The 19,387-nt window shown below is 61.9% G+C and carries 19 protein-coding genes; 7 read left to right on the top strand and 12 right to left on the bottom strand.

What is annotated here, in order from left to right:
- The first annotated feature begins 2 nt into the window (after positions 1 to 2).
- Positions 3 to 629: an NIPSNAP family protein gene (locus tag ACODR9_RS00095; RefSeq protein ID WP_488806967.1), complete on the top strand. Its 627-nt coding sequence runs from the start codon at positions 3 to 5 to the stop codon at positions 627 to 629.
- A 284-nt stretch (positions 630 to 913) separates the two neighbouring features.
- On the opposite strand, the gene ACODR9_RS00090 is transcribed toward ACODR9_RS00095, so the two are convergent.
- Positions 914 to 2,839, bottom strand: a complete 1,926-nt coding sequence (locus ACODR9_RS00090) for a bifunctional sugar phosphate isomerase/epimerase/4-hydroxyphenylpyruvate dioxygenase family protein (protein WP_488806966.1) — start codon at positions 2,837 to 2,839, stop codon at positions 914 to 916.
- A gap of 235 nt (positions 2,840 to 3,074) precedes the next feature.
- Here ACODR9_RS00090 and ACODR9_RS00085 point away from each other — a divergent pair, with 235 nt between their 5' ends.
- The 3 genes from ACODR9_RS00085 (at position 3,075) to ACODR9_RS00075 (ending at position 5,711) form a co-directional block, all read left to right on the top strand.
- Positions 3,075 to 3,938 (top strand): shikimate dehydrogenase, encoded by an 864-nt coding sequence (locus tag ACODR9_RS00085; RefSeq protein ID WP_488806965.1) that lies wholly within the window; start codon positions 3,075 to 3,077, stop codon positions 3,936 to 3,938.
- 62 nt (positions 3,939 to 4,000) lie between these two features.
- Positions 4,001 to 4,846 carry a 4-hydroxyphenylpyruvate dioxygenase family protein gene (locus ACODR9_RS00080; RefSeq protein ID WP_488806964.1) on the top strand — a complete coding sequence of 282 codons (846 nt, stop codon included), beginning with the start codon at positions 4,001 to 4,003 and terminating at the stop codon, positions 4,844 to 4,846.
- Between the two features lies 1 nt (position 4,847).
- The gene (locus tag ACODR9_RS00075) at positions 4,848 to 5,711 is read left to right on the top strand and encodes a sugar phosphate isomerase/epimerase family protein (protein WP_488806963.1); all 864 of its coding nucleotides are present in this window, start codon (positions 4,848 to 4,850) and stop codon (positions 5,709 to 5,711) included.
- A 107-nt stretch (positions 5,712 to 5,818) separates the two neighbouring features.
- On the opposite strand, the gene ACODR9_RS00070 is transcribed toward ACODR9_RS00075, so the two are convergent.
- Entirely contained in the window at positions 5,819 to 6,736 is a 918-nt protein-coding gene (locus ACODR9_RS00070; protein ID WP_488806962.1) for a LysR family transcriptional regulator, read from the bottom strand.
- 85 nt (positions 6,737 to 6,821) lie between these two features.
- Here ACODR9_RS00070 and ACODR9_RS00065 point away from each other — a divergent pair, with 85 nt between their 5' ends.
- Together ACODR9_RS00065 and ACODR9_RS00060 are read left to right on the top strand one after the other, a co-directional pair.
- Positions 6,822 to 7,172: a protocatechuate 4,5-dioxygenase subunit alpha gene (locus ACODR9_RS00065; RefSeq protein ID WP_199101922.1), complete on the top strand. Its 351-nt coding sequence runs from the start codon at positions 6,822 to 6,824 to the stop codon at positions 7,170 to 7,172.
- Between the two features lie 2 nt (positions 7,173 to 7,174).
- A complete protein-coding gene (locus tag ACODR9_RS00060) occupies positions 7,175 to 8,017 on the top strand; it encodes a class III extradiol dioxygenase family protein (protein WP_488806961.1) in 843 nt (280 codons plus the stop codon).
- Between the two features lie 218 nt (positions 8,018 to 8,235).
- Here the strand turns inward: ACODR9_RS00060 and ACODR9_RS00055 are convergent, their stop codons facing one another.
- The 10 genes from ACODR9_RS00055 to ACODR9_RS00010 form a co-directional block, all read right to left on the bottom strand.
- The gene (locus tag ACODR9_RS00055; protein ID WP_488806960.1) at positions 8,236 to 9,234 is read right to left on the bottom strand and encodes an aldo/keto reductase; all 999 of its coding nucleotides are present in this window, start codon (positions 9,232 to 9,234) and stop codon (positions 8,236 to 8,238) included.
- Between the two features lie 171 nt (positions 9,235 to 9,405).
- Positions 9,406 to 10,353 carry a Gfo/Idh/MocA family oxidoreductase gene (locus tag ACODR9_RS00050; protein WP_488806959.1) on the bottom strand — a complete coding sequence of 316 codons (948 nt, stop codon included), beginning with the start codon at positions 10,351 to 10,353 and terminating at the stop codon, positions 9,406 to 9,408.
- A gap of 12 nt (positions 10,354 to 10,365) precedes the next feature.
- On the bottom strand, positions 10,366 to 11,247 hold the full coding sequence (locus ACODR9_RS00045) for a class III extradiol dioxygenase subunit beta (RefSeq protein WP_488806958.1): 882 nt from the start codon (positions 11,245 to 11,247) through the stop codon (positions 10,366 to 10,368).
- A gap of 1 nt (position 11,248) precedes the next feature.
- Entirely contained in the window at positions 11,249 to 11,692 is a 444-nt protein-coding gene (gene ligA / locus ACODR9_RS00040; RefSeq protein WP_488806957.1) for a protocatechuate 4,5-dioxygenase subunit alpha, read from the bottom strand.
- 9 nt (positions 11,693 to 11,701) lie between these two features.
- The gene (locus ACODR9_RS00035) at positions 11,702 to 12,634 is read right to left on the bottom strand and encodes an amidohydrolase family protein (protein WP_488806956.1); all 933 of its coding nucleotides are present in this window, start codon (positions 12,632 to 12,634) and stop codon (positions 11,702 to 11,704) included.
- Positions 12,635 to 12,644: 10 nt separating this feature from the next.
- Positions 12,645 to 13,328, bottom strand: a complete 684-nt coding sequence (gene ligK / locus ACODR9_RS00030; protein ID WP_488806955.1) for a 4-carboxy-4-hydroxy-2-oxoadipate aldolase/oxaloacetate decarboxylase — start codon at positions 13,326 to 13,328, stop codon at positions 12,645 to 12,647.
- Between the two features lie 42 nt (positions 13,329 to 13,370).
- Positions 13,371 to 14,396 (bottom strand): amidohydrolase family protein, encoded by a 1,026-nt coding sequence (locus ACODR9_RS00025; RefSeq protein ID WP_488806954.1) that lies wholly within the window; start codon positions 14,394 to 14,396, stop codon positions 13,371 to 13,373.
- A complete protein-coding gene (locus tag ACODR9_RS00020) occupies positions 14,393 to 15,499 on the bottom strand; it encodes a 4-oxalomesaconate tautomerase (protein ID WP_488806953.1) in 1,107 nt (368 codons plus the stop codon). The genes ACODR9_RS00025 and ACODR9_RS00020 overlap by 4 nt, the downstream gene beginning before the upstream one ends.
- A gap of 134 nt (positions 15,500 to 15,633) precedes the next feature.
- Positions 15,634 to 16,413, bottom strand: coding sequence for an IclR family transcriptional regulator (locus ACODR9_RS00015; protein WP_488806952.1), 780 nt, complete (start codon positions 16,411 to 16,413; stop codon positions 15,634 to 15,636).
- A 93-nt stretch (positions 16,414 to 16,506) separates the two neighbouring features.
- A complete protein-coding gene (locus ACODR9_RS00010) occupies positions 16,507 to 18,120 on the bottom strand; it encodes a methyl-accepting chemotaxis protein (protein ID WP_488806951.1) in 1,614 nt (537 codons plus the stop codon).
- Positions 18,121 to 18,298: 178 nt separating this feature from the next.
- On the opposite strand from ACODR9_RS00010, the gene ACODR9_RS00005 reads away from it, so the two are divergent.
- Positions 18,299 to 18,964, top strand: coding sequence for an HAD family hydrolase (locus ACODR9_RS00005; RefSeq protein ID WP_488806950.1), 666 nt, complete (start codon positions 18,299 to 18,301; stop codon positions 18,962 to 18,964).
- Positions 18,965 to 19,387: the final 423 nt, after the last annotated feature.

The following is a 19,387-nucleotide window of genomic DNA, read 5'->3' as shown; positions in this document are numbered from 1 at the left end:
CCATGTACTACGAACTCGCCACCCTCACCCTGCCCTTTGGCACCACCGCCCAGGCCGTGCAAAGCGTGCAGGCCTATACCAGCGACGCTGCCGCCGGCGGCGAACTGCTGGGCTGCTGGTATAGCGATATCGGCCAGCTCAACCAGCTGCTGATTTTGCGCGGTTTTGCCAGCCTGGCCGCACTGGAAGCCGAGCAGCAACGCACCCGTCTGAGCGCCGACCCCTATGGCTGCGGCAGCCTCGCCACCAATATCGAGCGCCAGGCCTACCAAGCCTTCCCGTGGATGGCCCCGCTGCGCCCCAGCAGCGAAAGCGGTATCAAGGGCCCGGTGTATGAAATCCGTACCTACGGTATCAAGACCGGCGGCCTGCAACACACCATGGACCTGTGGCAGGAATACCTGCCGCCGCGCAGTGCGCTGTCGCCCTGCCTGGTGGCCATGTTTGCCCTGCAAGGCCCGCTGCGCTTTACCAATATCTGGGCCTACGCCAGCGTGGACGAACGCAGCCGCATCCGTGGCGAAGCCGTGGCTGCCGGAATCTGGCCGCCCAAGGGTGGCCCGGCCTGGCTCACCACCGACATGCACGCCACCATTGCCCTGCCCACCGCCGTATCGCCGCTGAAGTAAGAAGCTGGCAATAAAAAAAGGGACACGTATTACGTGTCCCTCAGACGGCTGACAGACCCCCTCTCGCTTTCTGAAAAGAAAGCGAGGCTCTCTTCTTCAATTGGCAGGGCAAGGGCGGGGGGATTGGGAATAGATGGGAAGGCTGCGGAATCTAAGAGTTAGTTGAAAGGCCCGGCTGTGCCGGGTCCAGTACAAGCGCACCAAATAACTTTGTCGGCAGCCTGAAAAGGGACACCTGGTCGGTGTCCCTTTTTACTGGCGGGTAAGTTATAGATCAGCCCGCGTCAGTCATACCAGTTGCTGCGCGCCTGCTGCCGCGCCCGCGACTGGGCCTGCGCGGCCAGGCGCACTGCTACATTGGCCGCACCGTATTGCTGGTAGCCCGCACGCCGTTGCAGCAGTTCAAAGAAGAAGCGGTCTTCAAACTGGGCGGTGTACACATGCAGCATTTCACCGCCTTGGGCATCGCGGTCGTACAGGATGTTGGCCGCCGCCAGGCGGGCGATAAATTCAGCCGGCAGATCAAAGCGTGCGGCCAGGTCGTCGTAGTAATTGCGTGGAATCTCCAGCAGCGGCACGCCGCTTTCCCGCGCTGCCGCCACCGCGGCAAAGATGTCGTCAGTGGCAAAGGCAATGTGCTGCACACCGGAGCCGCGATAGGTGGATACCGAACGGGCAATGGCGGTGTTGCGGTTTTCCGAGATATTGAGCGGAATGCGGATGCTGCCATCCGGGCTGTGCAGCACGCGGCTTTTCACCAGTCCGTAGGGGTCGGGCAACACGTGTTCGTTCTCGGCTTTGAAACCATACACGGCGCGGAAAAACAGCATCCAGGCGTCCATGGTTTCGGCTGGCAGGCCGAGGGCAAAGTGGTCGATGCTGGTGAGCAGGCCTTGCCTGTCTGCGGCCCCCGGCAGCATGTCGAAGTCGGACTGATAAATGCTGCTGCCATTGCTGCCCGGGTCCACCAGGTATTGCAGGCTGCCATCCGGCGCGCGCACGGCGGGAATCTGCCGCTCGTTGGGGCCGACGCGGCTTTCAAACGAGCGGGCGCGATACTGCTTGGCACGCTGCACGGCCTGGGCGCTGTCATTCACCCGGAAGGCCGAGGCGCACAAGGACGGGCCATGCGCCACAAAGAAGGCATTGGCAAAGGAATCCGGCTCGGAATTGAGAATCAGGTTGATGTCCCCCTGACGGTACAGATTGACGCTCTTGGACTTGTGCTGACCGGCGTGGGCAAAGCCCAGCTTATCGAACCAGCGCGCCAGGCGGCTGGCAGCGGCCTCGTCCACGGCGAATTCCAGAAACTCCACCCCGTCGTATTGCGGTTGCGGTGCCGGGACGAACAGCTGCGGCAACACGGCGGAGGCACTGGCTTCGCTACTGGCGGTCAGCTGCGCACGGGTGGTTTCTTCCAGATACAGCAGGCCACGGCGGCCATCGGCAGCGGTACCACCAGTGGGGGCGGCGCGGAAGCCGTCGTTGAAGATTTCCAGGCTCAGCGGCCCCTGATAACCGCTTTGCAGGATGGGGCCGAGGAAAGCCGCCAGATCGAACTCGCCCTGACCGGGGAAGCAGCGGAAATGACGGCTCCACTCCAGCACATCCATATTCAGGATGGGCGCATCAGCCAGTTGCAGGAATACGATTTTGTCGCCCGGAATCTCCGGCAGGCGCGATAGGTCGTCCTTGATCGACAGGGTGTGGAAGCTGTCCAGAATCACGCCCAGATTGGGGTGGTCCACGGTTTTGACGATGTCCCACACCTGACGATAGGAGTTGACATGCTGGCCCCAGGCCAGTGCCTCGTAACCCACCAGCACTTCATGCCTGGCGGCCAGCTCGGCCAGCTGGTGCAGGTCGTCGGCAAGCACTGCGTTGTCGCGAATCACATCCGGCTGCACATTGCTGCACACCAGAATGCGGTCGGTTCCCAGGGCATGCATCAGCTCGAACTTGCGTTCGGCCCGTTCCAGATTGTGTTGCAGGCGGTCGCGGCGGCAGCCTTCAAAATCGCGGAAGGGCTGGAACAGCATGATCTGCAAGCCCAGATCCTGACACAGGCGGCGTACATCTTGCGGCGAGCCATCAAAATACAGCAGGTCGTTTTCAAAGATTTCTACGCCCTGAAAGCCGGCAGCGGCAATCGCCTCCAGTTTCTCGGGTAAGGTTCCGCTCAGAGAAACGGTGGCAATACAGTGTTGCATGGTGGTCATCCTCAATGGGGAAACTGGCGCTGGCGGCGCACCGCCCTGGGCCTGAGCCTGGGGTTGGCGATGCTGCCGGTTTACATATTTCGTACCAACAGGTACATTTCAATCTTAGCGTGAAAATTTTCACGGCACCAGTGCGTTTCCCTATTCCCGCCATCCCGCATGCGGTCCATCCAGTGTGCGGGGTGCAGGCCGCCAGCGGCGGCACACAAACCAAAAAGTACCGCTTATGTCCGCCACCACCACGCCTGCCAATACCCTGCTGCTGGGCCTGATCGGCCAAAGCATCCAGGGCTCGCGCTCGCCACAGCTGCACGAAGAAGAAGCCCGCCAGCTGGGCCTGCGCTGCCTGTATCAATTACACGACTTGCCGCTGGATACCAGCGCAGCGCAGCTGGACGCCCTGCTGGCTGCCATGCAGGCCGTGGGCTATGCCGGCTGCAATATCACCCATCCGTTCAAGCAAACGGTAATGGCCTGTCTGGACAGCCTGTCCGACGACGCCGCCGCCATCGGCGCGGTAAACACCGTGTTGTTGCGCGACGGCAAACGCATCGGTCACAACACCGACTGGTGGGGCTTTGCCCAGTCCTTCCAGCAGCAATGGCCGCAAGCCCCGCTGGCCAAGGTGGTGCAACTGGGTGCCGGTGGGGCCGGTGCTGCGGTGGCGCATGCCATCCTCACCCTGGGTTGCCAGCAACTGACCCTGCACGATGCCGACCACGACCGCGCCAGCGCACTGGCTGCCCGGCTAAACCAGCGCTTTGGTGACAATCGGGTGGTGCTGACCACGGATGTGGCCGCTGCACTGGCGGCGGCAGACGGCCTGATTCAGGCCACGCCCATCGGCATGCAGGGCCACCCCGGCCTGCCGCTACCGGCAGAATGGCTGCACCCGGCCTTGTGGGTGGCCGATGTGATTTATTTCCCGCGCGAAACCGCGCTGCTCAAGGCCGCAAACGCGCTGGGCTGCGCTACCATGAATGGCGGCGGCATGGTGGTGTATCAGGCCGCAGGCGCATTCCGCCTGTTTAGCGGCCTGAACCCGGATACCCAGCGCATGACCCGGCATTTTGCCAGCCTGACTGACTGAAGCTGACAGATTGAACCGGCCAGCCCTTATTGAACCCGCAGCCCTCACCAGACAGGTTCCCCATGTCCGACACCCTTCCCTTTAGCCCCCTGCCCAACCCCATGGGTACGGACGGCATCGAGTTCGTCGAATTTGCCACCACCGACCCGGCCGCCCTGGGCCAGCTGCTACTGGCCATGGGCTTTCGCTGTACCGCGCGGCACCGTGCCAAACAGGTACTGCTGTACCGCCAGGGCGATATCAACTTCATCGTCAATGCCGAACCGGACAGTCTTGCCCAGCACTACGCCCAGCAGCGTGGCCACAGCATTTGCGCCATTGCGCTGCGGGTGAAGGACGCACGTGCTGCCACCTTGCGCGCGCGCGAACTGGGGGCGTGGGAAGTGGACACCGGCACCGGGGTGATGGAATTGCACATTCCGGCCTTTCAGGGCGTGGGTGGTTCGCTGCTGTATCTGGTGGACCGCTATGGCGAGCACTCCATCTACGATGTGGATTTTCTGCCGCTGGCCGCCGACAACAGCGCGACCGATGCCGGGCTCAGCCACATCAGCCTGCTGACCCAGAGCGTACCGTTTGAGCGCATTGGTGACTGGCAGGACTTCTACCAACACCTGTTTGACTTTACTGTCAGCGCCGCTGGCGACAGCCACCTGCTGCAGAGCCCCTGCGGCAAAATCCGCCTCTGCCTGCAAGCTGCCACGCTGGGCAATGGCATCAGCGAAGGCATGACCGGCGTCACACTGGGCAGCCCGGATATGGCCGCCAGCCTGCACACCCTGCAGGCACACGGCCTGCACACCACCAGTAGTGCAGCAGGCAGTAGCGCAGCAGGCCAGCACATTGCCCACACGCTGGACAATGCCGCGCTGCTGCAGTTTGCCATCAGCCACGCGCAGGGAAACTGATATGGACGCCAGCCGTTTTGCCATTGATACCGCGCCCTTGCAGGGCAGCTTGCAACACAAATTACAGGCGATGTCGGATGCGGGCTTCTCCCGCCTCACGCTATGGGCGCAGGACTTGATGAGCGAGCAGGAAGGCGGCCTGGCGCAAACCGTGCGCACCGTGCGCCATAGCGGCATGAAGGTGATTGGCTTTGAGGCGCTGCGCGACTTTGAAGGCATGAGCGGCCGTTTTCTGGAATACAAGATCGACCTGGCCAAAACCATGATGCGCATGATGCAGCAAGTGGGGGCCGAGCTGCTGGTGGTATCGGCCACCACCTCGCCCAATGCACTGGGCGACCTGGAAACCACCGCTGCCCATCTACGCCTGCTGTCCACGCTGGCCACGCCCCTGGGCATCCGCATCGGCTTTGAGCCCTTGGCCTGGGGCCGCTATGTGCACGACTACCACGCCGCCTGGCAGGTGGTGGAAATGGTGAACCGACAGAACGTGGGCCTGGTGCTGGACAGCTTCCACCTGTTTGCCCGTGGCATTCCGCTGGACGACCTGTACCGCATGCCCATGCACAAGCTGTTTCTGGTGCAATTGTCCGATGCCATGAGCGACTATCTGCCGCTGCTGGAAGAAATGGTGCATATCTCGCGCCACCAGCGCTCCTTCCCCGGCGAGGGCGTGCACAGCATGGCGGTGGTGGACATGCTGGTACGGCTGGAGATGGCCGGTTATCAGGGCAATTACGCCTTTGAAGTAGCCAATGACGAATTCCTGACACAAGATGCTGCCAGCGTAGCCAACCGCGCCGCCCGCTCGGTGGACTGGCTGTGCCGCACCGTCAGTCAGCGCCGGCAGGACAGCGGCTGCTAAGCGCTGCTGACAAAACCCCTGCTGCTACGTTGCGCCTTCTTGCCCTACTTTGACGCGCCTCGCTACGCTATTGCGTTAGCCGCTCTAAGCACTTCCAGGAAGAAGTATCAGCCCGGCAGCTGCGCTGCCAGCGCCTGCTGCGTCACCTGATCCAGCCGCTGGCGCAGCCAGATGTGCAGCGGGTCGTGCCGATGGCGCTGATGCCATACCAGATACATCGGCATCTCCGGGCAAGAGAGCGGCGGCGGGCAACTGGCCAGCCCCGCCAGCAAATTGCTGGCCAGCAAACCGGGCAAGGTGGCCAGCCGGGACGAACCCAGCACAAAGGGCGCAATACCGGCAAAACCGGGCAGCCAGGCGGCAATGCGCCGCCTCACCCCCTGCCCGGCCAGAAAATCATCAATATCCAGCATGCGCGGCGGGGTGTAGCCCACCGTGACATGCTCGGCGGCCAGATAGTCGTCCAGCCCCACCGGCGCCGCCCGGCAACGCGCGTCGTAAAACACCCGGTACTGATCGGCAAACAGCCGCTTTTGCACGATGTCGCTGCCATCAGGCGGGCGCGGGGTGATCACCAGATCGCACTCCTCGCTGCGCAGCATCTCCACCGTGGGAATGCCGGAGGGCAGCACCCGCAATGACACTCCCGGTGCCTCGGCCTGCAACAGGTTCAGCAGGCGCGGCAATAGCAAATCCCGTTGCAAATCGTTGGCGGCAATAGTGATGGTGCGGCTTAGCCGCGCCGGGTCAAAACTGGCAGCGCTGACAAAGCGACGCATATCGTCCAGCAGGCTGCGCGCATGCTGGGCCAGCGCCTCAGCCCGCACCGTGGGCGAGATACCCCGGCCGGACTTCACAAACAGCGGGTCGTCCACAATCAGCCGCAGCTTGTCCAGCGCATGGCTGACAGCCGATTGGGTCATGTCCAGCCGCTCTGCCGCACGGGTGACCGAGCGCTCTTCCATCACGGTCAGCAGCAATTGCAGCAGCCGTCCGTCCAGCTGCAAATGATCGAAATTTTTCATCTATGCCATCCGGTTTACTGCATTTATTTCCACATTATAAAAATGGACACTGCCTGACACCACGATACCAACAAGGGAGAAAGTGATGGCGGAGCAACAACGCGTGTCCATTCCGGGCACCACCCTGTTTGACGACATTCAGGCGCAGAAGGGCTATGCCCTCAACAAGATGTGCTTTTCCTTCAACGACAAGGCCAACCGCGACGCCTTCAAGGCCGACGAAGCCGCCTACTGCGCCCGCTTTGGCCTGACTGCGCCGCAACTGGCGGCGGTGCAAAGCCGCAATGTGCTGCAACTGCTGGCCGCTGGCGGCAATGTGTACTACCTGGCCAAGTTTGCCGGCATTTTCGGCCTGGACGTGCAAGACATCGGCGCCCAGCAAACCGGCATGAGCAAAGACGAATTCAAACAAAAACTGCTGAACGCGGGGCAATAATCATGGCAAAAATCGTTGGCAGCATCGTTACCTCCCACGTTCCGGCCATTGGCCGCGCCATTGCTGGCAATCTGCAGAACGAACCGTACTGGAAGCCGTTTTTTGACGCCTTCCCGCCCATCCATCGCTGGCTGGACGAAGTAAAACCCGATGTCGCCGTGGTGGTGTACAACGACCATGGCCTGAATTTCTTCCTGGACAAAATGCCCACCTTCTCGGTGGGTGCCGCGCCGCACTACCACAATGCCGACGAAGGCTGGGGCATTCCCACCCTGCCGCCGTTTACTGGTGACACCGAGCTGTCCTGGCACCTGATCAAGCAGCTGGTGAACCAGGAATTCGACCTCACCACCTGCCAGGAAATGCTGGTGGACCATGCCTTTACCCTGCCCCTGAAACTGCTGTGGCCGCAAGAAGGTGCTTGCCCGATCAAGGTGGTGCCAGTGTGTATCAACACCGTGCAGTTTCCCATTCCGTCCGCCAGCCGCTGTTACAAGCTGGGCGAGGCGATTGGCGACGCCATAGCCAGCTGGGATTCCGACGCGCGCGTGGTGGTGATTGGCACCGGCGGCCTGTCGCACCAGCTGGATGGCGAACGCGCCGGTTTCATCAACAAACCCTTCGATCTGCAATTCATGCAAAGCCTGCTGGACAACCCCAAGTGGGCCACCCAGTACACGGTGGAGCAACTGGTGGAACATACCGGCTCGCAAGGCATCGAGCTGCTGATGTGGCTGGCTGCCCGCGCCACCATCAAGGGTGAAGTGCGTGCGCTGCAAAACACCTACCACCTGCCCATCTCCAATACCGCAGCCGGTGTGATGCTGCTGGAGCCGCTTGCCTGAGTCACTGCGCAGTTGCAGTAAACCCATACACTGTTGTCAGCATTTTTCCTCCTTCGCTGAGCACCCGGCCCTAAGCCGGGTCTTTTTTTATCTGCCGCAGCCAGCAGCACGGTCCGCTTTTACAGACAAAAAAAGGCCGACAGGAAAGCCCTGTCGGCACGGGTTTACACCCCAGATGGAAGCAATAGTGCGGTCATCTCCCGCCGGGCCAAGCTGGCTCAGGCAGAAACGCCAAATTCCTCGGTATCGATTTCCTGCTGGGTGGTGGCGTTGTAACGCGCACCGCTCACCGTGTGTTCATTGACGATGGTATCCAAGCGGGTCAGCACCTCCATGCTCAGTTCCACCGTGTCGGCGGACAGGTTTTCCTGCAGATGGCTGATATTGCTGGTGCCCGGAATCGCAATCACCTGCTCGCTTTGCGCCAGCAGCCAGCCCATGGCCAGTTGCGCCAGGGTGAAGCCGGTTTCGGTGGCCAGCCCTTGCAGCGCATCCAGCAGGCGCAGGTTGCGGGCAAAGTGCTCGGCCTGAAAGCGCGGCATGGCACGGCGGATATCGTTGGCGGCAAAGCCGGACGGGTCGCGCACGCCACCGGCCAGAAAGCCACGGCCCAGCGGGCTGAAGGCCACCAGCGCCACGTTCTGGGCGCGGCAGGCATCCAGCAGCGCAATTTCCGGATTGCGCGTCCACAGCGAGTATTCGCTTTGCACGGCGGCAATCGGATGTACTGTTTGCGCACGCGCCAGCGTGGCAGCGGATACCTCGGACAGGCCGATGCTGCGGATTTTGCCTGCCGCCAGCAGATCAGCCAGCGCGCCAACCGAATCCTCGATCGGCACTTGTTGGTCCCAGCGGTGCAGGTAGTAGAGGTCGATGACATCGGTTTGCAGACGGCGCAGGCTGTCTTCGCAAGTCTGGCGCAGGGTTTCCGGCCTGCCGTCGATTACCCGTTTGCCCTCCACCCCGGTCATGCCGCATTTGCTGGTGAGCACAATCTGCTGCCGGTGGGGCTTGAGCACCTTGCCCACCAGCTCCTCATTGGCCCCAAAGCCATACAAGGCAGCGGTATCAAACAGGGTGACGCCCGCGTCCAGCGCCGCCAGCAATACCTGGCCACCCTGCTCGGCAGACGGAGGCACACCGTAGGCATGGCTGAGATTCATGCAGCCAAGGCCAATGGCAGAAACGGTAAACGGGCCAAGCTGTCGCTGTTTCATGGAACTGTCCTTGCACTGTTTCTGCGGCCCCGGCATGAAAAAGACAAGGTCAGCCGGTTTAGGTGAACCGGACTGCCTTGTTCAGGAGGGTCGCTTACAAAAGGGATTACAAAAGAAACGCATCAACGCAAGCGCTGCTAAAAGCACGCAGCACCAGGTTTTTCAGCGGCTCTAAACCAGCTGCTGCTCCAGTACATGCAGCACCTGATAGCACGGCAGAACCTGACGCAGGCTGGAGTTGGGCTCACGGCCTTCGCGGATGGCGGCAAAGAATTCGCGGTCTTGCAGCTCGATGCCGTTCATCGACACGGCCACATGCGATACGTCGATCTTCTCTTCCTTGCCGTTGAACAGGTCGTCGTAACGGGCAATATAAGTGCCGCTGTCGCCGATATAGCGGAAGAAAGTACCCAGCGGGCCGTCATTGTTGAACGACAGGCTGAGCGTGCAGATGGCACCGTTGGCGGCCTTCAGCTGGATGGACATGTCCATGGCGATGCCCAGTTGCGGGTGAATCGGCCCCTGGATGGCATTGGCCTTCACGATGGGGCTGCCAGCCTGATAGGCAAACAGGTCCACGGTGTGGGCGGCATGGTGCCACAGCAGGTGGTCGGTCCAGCTGCGCGGCTGGCCCAGCGCGTTCATATTGGTACGGCGGAAGAAGTAGGTTTGCACATCCATCTGCTGGATGTTGAACTCGCCAGCCGTAATCTTGTTGTGTACCCACTGATGGCTGGGGTTGAAGCGGCGGGTATGACCGCACATGGCCACCAGGCCCGTCTCTGCTTGCAGCGCGGCGGCGGCTTCGGTACCCGCCAGGGTATCGGCCAGCGGAATTTCCACCTGCACGTGCTTGCCCGCCTCAAGGCAGGCGGCGGTCTGGCCAGCATGCATCTGGGTGGGCGTACACAGGATGACGGCGTCCACTTCCTTGATGGCCAGGGTTTCGTTCAGGTCATTGGTGACATGGGCCACGCCGTATTTGTCCGCCACTTCGCGGGTTTTGGCCAGGTCGCGGCCAATCAGCGATACCACTTCCACATCGGAAATATTCTTGATGCCGTCCAGATGCTTGATACCGAAGGCACCTGCGCCAGCCAGTGCTACTTTGATTGTCATGACAGGGATTCCTTATTCTTTGTTTTCCAGAATGGCGTGACCCACGGCGGTATTGGATGCCGGGACATGGTAGAAGCGGTGTGCCACCTGCGGCAGCGGGCCGCTGCGCTGGCCATCGTTCACATCGGCCATGGCACCACGGGCAATCAGCCACATCACCAGTTCGATGCCTTCGCTACCCGCTTCGCGCACATAGTCGATATGCGGCACTTTGGCGCAGGCCACCGGGTCGTTGATCATCAAATCCAGCCAGTTGTTGTCCCACTCGCGGTTGATCAGCCCGGCACGTGCACCTTGCAGCTGGTGGCTCATACCGCCGGTGCCCCAGATATGCACGTTCAGGTCTTCGTCAAAGCTTTCCACCGCCTTGCGGATGGCCTGGCCCAGCGCAAAACAGCGCTGGCCGGACGGCACCGGGTATTGCACCACATTGACGGCAAACGGAATCACCGGGCAGGGCCAGGCGTCCTTCACCGGGTCCAACTCGCCGCACATCAGCGACAGCGGCACGGTGAGGCCGTGGTCCACGTCCATCTTGTTGACGATGGTGAGGTCGAAATCCTGCTGGATGACGCTTTGCGCAATATGGCTGGCCAGTTGCGGATGGCCCTTCACCACCGGTACCGGGCGTGCGCCCCAGCCTTCATCCGCCGGTTTGTACTCGGCTGCGGTGCCGATGGCGAAGGTGGGAATCATGTCCAGGCTGAAGGCGGTGGCGTGGTCGTTGTACACCAGGAAAATCACGTCCGGCTTGTTGTCCTTCATCCATTGTCTGGAGAAGTCATAACCGGCAAACAGCGGCTGCCAGTAGTCTTCCTGCGTTTTGTGCAGGTCCATCGCCACGCCGATGGCCGGTACGTGGGAGGTGTAAACGGATGCGGTGATGCGTGCCATATCAGTTGCCTTCTTTCTTGCTGCCCGCACCTTGCGGCTGACGGTGCGCCTGGGCGTCGCCATCTTCACCGATGCGACGATTGCCTTCCACCGAGCGGCCACCGGCCACCATCATGTTGCGGTATTCCTCTTCGCTCATGCCGGTCATGGAGCCAGCCATTTGCTGGAAGCTCTTGCCGTCAGTGGCACCAATGCGCGCCAGGAAGTAGATATTGCCGCCAAGCGCCATGCACCAGTTGAGGTCGCGCGCCATCACCGCCTGCTTCTGCTCTTCCGTCATCGGCCATTCGTCCAGATACGCGCGTTCGTCGGCCAGAAAGCGGGCGCGGTTTTCTGCCTTCATCAGGCTGGTGCAAAACTGGTTCAGCCAGTAGCCCAGGCGGCTTTGCTCGGCATCAAAAATGATGGTGCCAGGCACATCTTTATACGGTTTGTCCAAAGCCATGGCGGCTCCTCAGCATTCTTCCGGCCAGTACAGGCGCATGGGATTGGTGACCAGCAGCTGTTGCTGCAGTGCGGCGGTTGGCGCGATATGGGGGATGAAATCCACCAAGAGGCCATCGTCCGGCATATGGTCTTTCAGATTGGGGTGCGGCCAGTCAGTGCCCCACAGCACGCGCTCGGGGAAGGTTTCCACCAGTTTGCGGGCAAACGGAATCACGTCGTGATAGGCGTGGCGCTCACCATCCAGCGCCTTGGGGCCGCTCACGCTCAGGCGTTCCGGGCAGCTGACCTTGGACCAGATATTGTCATGTTCGCGCATCAGTTTCACGAACAATTCAAACTGCGGCCCGTCCACCGGAAGGCTGACATCCGGCCTACCCATGTGGTCCACCACCACGGTGGTGGGCAGGTTGGTGAAGAAGTCCCACAGCTCGGGCAGGTCCTGCGCTTCAAAATACACCACGATATGCCAGCCCAGTTTGGCGATGCGGCTGGCAATTTCCAGCAGCTCGTCCTTGGGGGTGAAGTCCACCAGCCGCTTGACGAAGTTGAAGCGCACGCCGCGCACACCGGCATCGTGCAGGCTTTGCAGTTCTTCATCGGTCACCGCCCGTTTGACGGTGGCCACACCACGCGCCCTGCCATTGCTGGCGCGGCAGGCATCCACCATGGCGCGGTTGTCGGCACCATGGCAGGTGGCCTGCACAATCACATTGCGTTTAAAGCCCAAATGGTCGCGCAGGGCAAACAGCTGCGCCTTGCTGGCATCGCAGGGGGTGTATTTGCGTTCCGGCGCATAGGGGAACTCCGCCCCCGGGCCGAATACGTGACAGTGGGCATCCACCGCGCCCGCTGGCAGGGTGAAGGCCGGTTTGGCCGGGCCGTCAAACCAGTCCAGCCAGCCTGCGGTTTTGCTGAAGTCGCCACTTACGGGTTTGCTCATGCTGTCGTCCTCAGTCGATATAGCGCAGGCCAGCCTTGGCCAGCGGCTCGCGCATTGCATACATGTCCAGGCCCAGCACACCGGAGGCCAGCTTGGCGCGTTTTTCGCCTTCGAACGATTCGCGCTTTTGTGCCGCTGCCAGGGTTTCTGCTGCACGGGCGGCGGGCACACACACTACGCCGTCGTCGTCGGCAACGATGACATCGCCCGGATGTACCAGCATGCCGGCGCACACCACCGGAATGTTGACCGAGCCCAGCGTGGCCTTGATGGTGCCTTTGCTGCTGATGGCGCGGCTCCACACCGGGAAGTCCATTTCCTGCAGGGTTTTCACGTCGCGCACGCCAGCGTCGATGATCAGCGCGCGGGCACCACGGGCCTGGAAGCTGGTGGCCAGCAGGTCGCCAAAGTAGCCGTCGGTGCATTCCGAGGTAACACCTGCCACTACGATGTCTCCCGGCTGTATCTGTTCTGCCGCCACGTGCAGCATCCAGTTGTCACCCGGTTGCAGCAGCACGGTGACGGCGGTGCCGGACACCTGCTTGCCTGAGTAGATGGGGCGCATATAAGGCTTGAGCAGGCCGACGCGGCCCATGGCTTCGTGCACGGTGGCGGAACCCAGCGCGGCCAGTGCATCGGCGGCGGCGCGGTCGGCGCGGGTGATGTTGCGGTAAACGACTCCGAGTTGGTACATGGTGCGGTCTTCCTTCTTGATCTGTTCTCTAGGCGGACTGGCTTACAAACCTTTGGCTTTCAAAGCGGCATCCAGTCGCGGATACACCCGGCGGGCATTGCCCTCGAAGATTTGCTGCCGTTCGGCATCGCTCAGTGCCGCCGCTTCGATGTAGCGTTTGGTGTCGTCGTAGTAGTGGCCGGTTTCCGGGTCGATACCGCGTACCGCGCCGATCATCTCGCTGGCAAACAGCACGTTGTCCACCGGGATAACACGGGTCAGCAGGTCGATGCCCGGCTGGTGGTAGACGCAGGTGTCAAAGAAGATGTTGTTCAGCAGGTGGTCTTTGAGCAGCGGCTTTTTCATTTCCTGCGCCAGCCCACGGAAGCGGCCCCAGTGGTAAGGCACCGCGCCGCCGCCGTGCGGAATGACAAAGCGCAGCGTGGGGAAATCAGTAAACAAATCCGAGGTCAGGCATTGCATGAAGGCGGTGGTGTCCGCGTTCAGGTAGTGCGCGCCGGTGGTGTGGAAGGCGCAGTTGCAGCTGGTAGACACATGCACCATGGCCGGGATGTCGTACTCCACCATTTTTTCGTAGATGGGGTACCAGTGGCGGTCGGACAGCGGCGGGCTGGTCCAGTGGCCGCCGGACGGATCCGGGTTGAGGTTGATGCCGACAAAGCCGTAGTCCTGGATGCAGCGTTCCAGCTCCGGGATGGAGGTGGCCGGATCGACGCCGGGCGACTGCGGCAGCATGGCCGCGCCGATGAAGTTGTCCGGGAACAACTGGCTGACGCGGTAGCACAGCTCGTTACAGATGGCCGCCCAGGTGGAGGAGGTGTTGAAGTCGCCGATGTGGTGGGCCATGAAGCTGGCGCGCGGGCTGAAGATGGTGAGGTCGGAGCCGCGCTGCTTCATCAGCCGCAGCTGGTTGCTTTCGATGGTGTCGCGCAGCTCGTCGTCGGAGATTTTCAGCTCGGAGGCTTTGGGGCCCAGCGCCGGGGTGGCGAGGTTGTCGATCTGGCGTTTGCGCCAGTCTTCCAGCGCCTTGGGGGCGGTGGTGTAGTGGCCGTGGATGTCGATGATCATGCTTGCTGTCCTTTCCAGATGGCGGAGGGAATCATGACCTCTCCGCGCATGATGAGCCGTGCGGTGCGCAGCAGTGCGGCGCGGATGACGTTTTGCGGATTGGCCGGGTCCAGCTCCAGATCCACCGAGAATTCGCCGGTCGGGTGTTCCACCGAGACCAGATGGCGCAGGCCAGACTGCATCTGCGCGATGCCGTCGGTAACCGAGCCTTCCAGCACGCAGGCGGTGCCCACCGTCACCGCCGCCAGCACGCCGATGGCGTCGTGGCAGACGTGCGGAATAAAGCAACGGGTGCTGATGCTGCCGCCGTCACGCGGCGCGGCAATCAGGCACATCTTGGGATAGGTTTTGTTGCTGACATCGCCCAGGCCCATCAGCTGGCCGCATTGCAGGCGCAGCGCTTCCAGCCGGGTTTTCAGCTCGGTGTCGGCGTTCAGCTCGGCCACGCTTTCGTAGCCAGTGCGGCCCAGGTCGGCGGCACGCAGCATCACCAGCGGCATGCCGTTGTCGATGCAGGTGATGTCCAGCGCGCCCACGCCTTCCAGCTGCACCACGTCTTTTACCTTGCCGGTGGGCAGCAGGCCGGAACACACCGAACCGGCGGTATCCAGAAAGTTAATGGTGATGGGCGAGGCGCTGCCGGGCACGCCGTCGATGCGGGCGTCGCCGTCGTAGCGCATCTGGCCGCCCGGCGTCTGCACCGTCACGTCGCACTGCATGCCGGTATTGAGGGTGAGCACGCGGAAGGTGCTGGTTTCGCCCTGCGCCGTTACCAGGCCGCGCTCCAGTGCAAACGGCACCACCGCCGCCAGCATATTGCCGCAATTGGGGGTGGTATCCACCGTGTCCTTGTCCGGCTGCAGCTGGGCAAACAGGAAGTCCAGGTCCACACCGGGCTGGCTGCCGCGCGAGATGATGCCAACCTTGCTGGTCAGCGGGTGTGCTCCACCCAGTCCGTCAATCTGGCGGCGGTCGGGAGAGCCCATGACAGCGAGCAGCACACGGTCGCGCAATGCCTGATCCTGCGGCAGGTCGTCTGCCAGGAAGAAGGGCCCGCGTGAGGTACCGCCACGCATGAACAGAGTTGGGATAGAGGTTTGCATGCGAGGATTGTGTTCCCGCGCCATGCATTAAAAAAGAGCACGATCGCTCTAGCAGATATAGCAGTTTGCTATACATCGAGTGCATCAATGGCAATGGCCCGACTGGCGGGCCATCTATGAAATAACAGGGGAAATCAGGACTTGAAGTACAGCGAGCCCAGTGAGGCTTCACCCAGCTCGCGTGCGGCATCCTGCAACAGGCTGCCCAGCTCCGGCAGGCGTTCGGCTTGAAGGCGGCTGGTGGGGCCAGCCAGCGTCACCACTCCCACCACCTGCTGGTTAAGCGGGTGAATGATGGGCGCGGCCAGCGAGGTCATGCCCGGTTCGTAACTGTCCACCGCCACCGCATGGCCACGCTTGCGGGTGGCGTGCAGCACTTCCAGAAAGGCGGCAATGGTACGCGGGGCATTGGGGCCGTAGTCGTGGCCATTGCCAAAGCCTTGGCGGGCGACAATCTGCAAGGCCTCCTCATCACTCAGCCGTGACAGCCAGGCCGGGCCGCTGGCGGTACAAAACAGCGGCGGATTGCTGCCCATGTCAGGGTCGTAACGCAGGCCGGAGCGTGCGCCCTGCGCCTTGGCCACAAAGGTGATCAGCGCGTTTTCGATGATGCCCAGCCGCGCCAGCTCCCCGGAGCTGCGCGCCAGGTTTTCCAGAATCGGCTGCGATACATCGGCCACGCCGCTAGTGGACAGGTAGATCAGCCCCAGCGACACCAGCTTGAGCGACAGCTGATACTCGCCCTTATCCGCATGCTGGCGCACATAGCCCTGTTCGATCAGCATGGCCAGCAGCCGGTGCGCACCACTGCGCGGCATATTGAGGGTGTCGGCAATGACATGCAGCGGCAGTTGCCCGCCGTTACGGGCCAGCAATTCCAGAATTGCCAGCGAACGCTCCATGCTGCCTGCCATTGTGCTTCTCCTTGCCGAGTGGTTCCGGATTTGAACACAGTTCAATTTAAGCAGCAAGCCGCCCTGCCCCCTCCTCTTATGCCGTTACTGGCCTCATACCTGAAAGCGGGCTACCGACTGGCGCAGGGTTTCGGTCAGCTGCTCCAGCTCGGCCACATGGGCGCAGGCTTCATCTACCGAACGGTTGGATTCTTCCACCCGGCCGGATATCTGCTCGATATTGCGTGCCACGCTGTTACTGGCCTGGCTTTGCTCGGTGGTGGCGCTGGCAATGCGGCGCACCTGGTCCAGCGCCTGCGCCGAGGCGGTGTTGATCTGCAGCAGGGCATCGCCCGCCTGGGCCGCCATGTCCACACCCATGGCCACCTGCGGTGCCATCGCCTGCATGCCCTGCACCACGGCGGCGGTATCGGCATGCACCGCCTGCACCGTGCTGGCAATCTGTGCGGTAGCGGTGCTGGTGCGTTCGGCCAGCTTGCGCACCTCATCCGCCACCACGGCAAAGCCACGGCCCTGCTCGCCCGCGCGGGCGGCCTCGATGGCGGCATTCAGCGCCAACAGATTGGTTTGGTCGGCAATATCACGGATCACATTGGCAATATCGCCAATCTGGTCGGTACGCTGCTCCAGCGAGCCGATCAGCCGCGAGGCATCGCTCACCTGCCCGGCTGCCCGGCTGATTTCCTCCCCCGCATGCACCACCAGCGCAGACCCACGCGCGGCCAGCTCTGCCGCACGGGTGGAGTTGGCCTCGGTTTCGCGCGCGCCCATGGAGATGTGATCCACACTGACAGCCAATTGCTCAATCACCGCCGCACTGGAAGAGATGGCCGCCGAAGTCAGGCGCGAGGCGTCATGGATCTGCGCCATCTGGCCCGCCAGATTATGTGACAGTTGACCAACCTGGCGCGCATTGTCCTGAATGCCGCCAATCAGGCCGCGCAGATTAGCCTGCATTACCGCGATGGAGGCCATCAGGCTGCCCGCCGGGGCGCGTGCATCCAGTTGCCGGTCAAGCTTGCCCGCCGCAATCTCGCCTGCCAGCTGCGCAGCCAGCTCCGGCTCGCCGCCCAGTGACCGGTAGATATTGCGGGCCATCCACACCGCCACCCCGCCAATGGCGGCAAACAGCAGCAGACCGGTTGCCATATAGCGCAGCGCCACTTGCCAGAAAGCCGCCTGGATGTCGTCAGTCCAGGCACCAAAGCCAATCACCCAATCCCAGCCGTCTATACGGGTAACGCCGTTGATTTTCAGCACTTCCTCACTGCTGCCGGGCTTGACCACCATCAGCTCGACAAAGCCGATGTTCTGCGTGGCCAGCACATCCAGATAGCGGTTGAAGTCATGGCGGCCATCGGCCAGCAGCTTGCCGAAATCCACCTGCCCCACCCCCTTGTCACCCGGCAACACCAGGCCCAGCGCGCCAGTGGTGCGCGCCCACAGATACAGGCTTTTCTCGTAGCGCATGCTGCGCAGGGCCTCGATGGCACGGCGCTGGGCCTCGGTACGACTCAGTTGGCCACTTTGCTCCAGTTGCTGGAAGTACCTGACCTGCTGCCCCGCCAGCGTCAGCACGGTGCGGATGGATTCCTTGCGTTGTTCCAGCATCGTGCTGCGCAGGGAGCTCAGGCCCATGACCGCCAGCAGCAAACCGCCCAGCGCCGCCAGCCCCACAATCAGCCCCAGCCGTGTTGAAAGTTTCATCTTTTGTCTCCTCTTGTTTTGTATGCAGTGCCACCCAGGCTGTGCCATCATCAGTTCCCCATTTGCAGGGCATGAGGTGGGGCACCATTCTGGTGACTTGCAGCCAGCAGAAGTAGTCGGCACAAGCACTAACAGCTATAACCGTTTGCTATAACTGATAGTCATGGGAGTTAGGTAAGTGTTTAAGATCAAGGCGGTGATATTTGACTGCGATGGCACGCTGGTAGACAGTGAAAGCCTGTCGGCGCGCTTGCTGGGGCAGCTCCTGCAGCAACATGGTCATCTGCTGGATGAAGAAACCATCCTGCATTATTTCCGTGGCCGGCCCTATGCCCGCTTTCTGGACGACATCAGCCAGCACTTTCCGCAACTGGACCGCACATTATTCAGCCAGCAGTTTCGTCAGCAAAGCCTGCAGCTGCTGGCGAGCCAACTGGACACCATGCCCGGCGCGCATGATTTGCTGGCCGCACTGACCCTGCCACGCTGCATTGCCTCCAACGGCCCGCGCGAGAAGATAGAAACCAGCTTGCACAGCACCGGGCTGAAACCCTATTTTGGCGACGCCATCATCAGTGCCTACGAGGTAAATGCCTGGAAGCCGGACCCGGCGCTAATCCATCATGCCTTGCAACTATTGGGCGCAGATGCCGCCAACTGCCTGCTGGTGGAAGACAGCGCCTCCGGCATTGCCGCTGGCCTCGCTGCCGGAGTGGCCGTGGCCGGGGTACACCTGTCCACCGAAACCGCCGCCCAGTTTGCCGGGCAGATCAGCATCTTCCCCGGTCTGCCGCAGCTGGCGGCAGCGTTGGCTTTGCCTGTCGGCGGCAGTAGCGCCCGCTAGTACAACAAACATCTCCCGCGCGCCCTCAGGCCGTCCCCCACCCCGCAGCCATTGCCCGTCCGCTGATACCACTTACCAGCAGGGCCAGCGCTGTACATGCCTTCCCCTTGCCCGCCCTGCATTTGCCTGCCTTCATTGCGCGTCGATACCGACATCGACACCCCCATCACCATGAATATGTCTTTTGACTAGGCCGACCGGTAAAACTGGCTGAACAGACATTGCCGGTCACTGGCTCGCCCGGTGTAATGCCCGATTCATCTCCACCGGCACGAAGGGTCACCACGGCATGGCAACACCTGCAAACCAAAGACAACAACTCTTGTTACCACTCTGACAATGTCCCCCTTGTCAGGCCACGCGCAACACCATCTGACCCACCCCAGGCCCCTGTACATGCGCAATCCCTACCATCTCGCCTTC

This window comes from Aquitalea sp. FG25, from assembly GCF_057809375.1.
This window is presented reverse-complemented; position numbering and strand designations above follow the sequence as displayed.

Coding starts and splice junctions, on each gene's coding strand:
- ACODR9_RS00095 (WP_488806967.1), top strand. CDS start 3: ATGTACTACGAACTCGCCACCCTCACCCTGCCCTTTGGCACCACCGCC.
- ACODR9_RS00090 (WP_488806966.1), bottom strand. CDS start 2,839: ATGCAACACTGTATTGCCACCGTTTCTCTGAGCGGAACCTTACCCGAG.
- ACODR9_RS00085 (WP_488806965.1), top strand. CDS start 3,075: ATGTCCGCCACCACCACGCCTGCCAATACCCTGCTGCTGGGCCTGATC.
- ACODR9_RS00080 (WP_488806964.1), top strand. CDS start 4,001: ATGTCCGACACCCTTCCCTTTAGCCCCCTGCCCAACCCCATGGGTACG.
- ACODR9_RS00075 (WP_488806963.1), top strand. CDS start 4,848: ATGGACGCCAGCCGTTTTGCCATTGATACCGCGCCCTTGCAGGGCAGC.
- ACODR9_RS00070 (WP_488806962.1), bottom strand. CDS start 6,736: ATGAAAAATTTCGATCATTTGCAGCTGGACGGACGGCTGCTGCAATTG.
- ACODR9_RS00065 (WP_199101922.1), top strand. CDS start 6,822: ATGGCGGAGCAACAACGCGTGTCCATTCCGGGCACCACCCTGTTTGAC.
- ACODR9_RS00060 (WP_488806961.1), top strand. CDS start 7,175: ATGGCAAAAATCGTTGGCAGCATCGTTACCTCCCACGTTCCGGCCATT.
- ACODR9_RS00055 (WP_488806960.1), bottom strand. CDS start 9,234: ATGAAACAGCGACAGCTTGGCCCGTTTACCGTTTCTGCCATTGGCCTT.
- ACODR9_RS00050 (WP_488806959.1), bottom strand. CDS start 10,353: ATGACAATCAAAGTAGCACTGGCTGGCGCAGGTGCCTTCGGTATCAAG.
- ACODR9_RS00045 (WP_488806958.1), bottom strand. CDS start 11,247: ATGGCACGCATCACCGCATCCGTTTACACCTCCCACGTACCGGCCATC.
- ligA (WP_488806957.1), bottom strand. CDS start 11,692: ATGGCTTTGGACAAACCGTATAAAGATGTGCCTGGCACCATCATTTTT.
- ACODR9_RS00035 (WP_488806956.1), bottom strand. CDS start 12,634: ATGAGCAAACCCGTAAGTGGCGACTTCAGCAAAACCGCAGGCTGGCTG.
- ligK (WP_488806955.1), bottom strand. CDS start 13,328: ATGTACCAACTCGGAGTCGTTTACCGCAACATCACCCGCGCCGACCGC.
- ACODR9_RS00025 (WP_488806954.1), bottom strand. CDS start 14,396: ATGATCATCGACATCCACGGCCACTACACCACCGCCCCCAAGGCGCTG.
- ACODR9_RS00020 (WP_488806953.1), bottom strand. CDS start 15,499: ATGCAAACCTCTATCCCAACTCTGTTCATGCGTGGCGGTACCTCACGC.
- ACODR9_RS00015 (WP_488806952.1), bottom strand. CDS start 16,413: ATGGCAGGCAGCATGGAGCGTTCGCTGGCAATTCTGGAATTGCTGGCC.
- ACODR9_RS00010 (WP_488806951.1), bottom strand. CDS start 18,120: ATGAAACTTTCAACACGGCTGGGGCTGATTGTGGGGCTGGCGGCGCTG.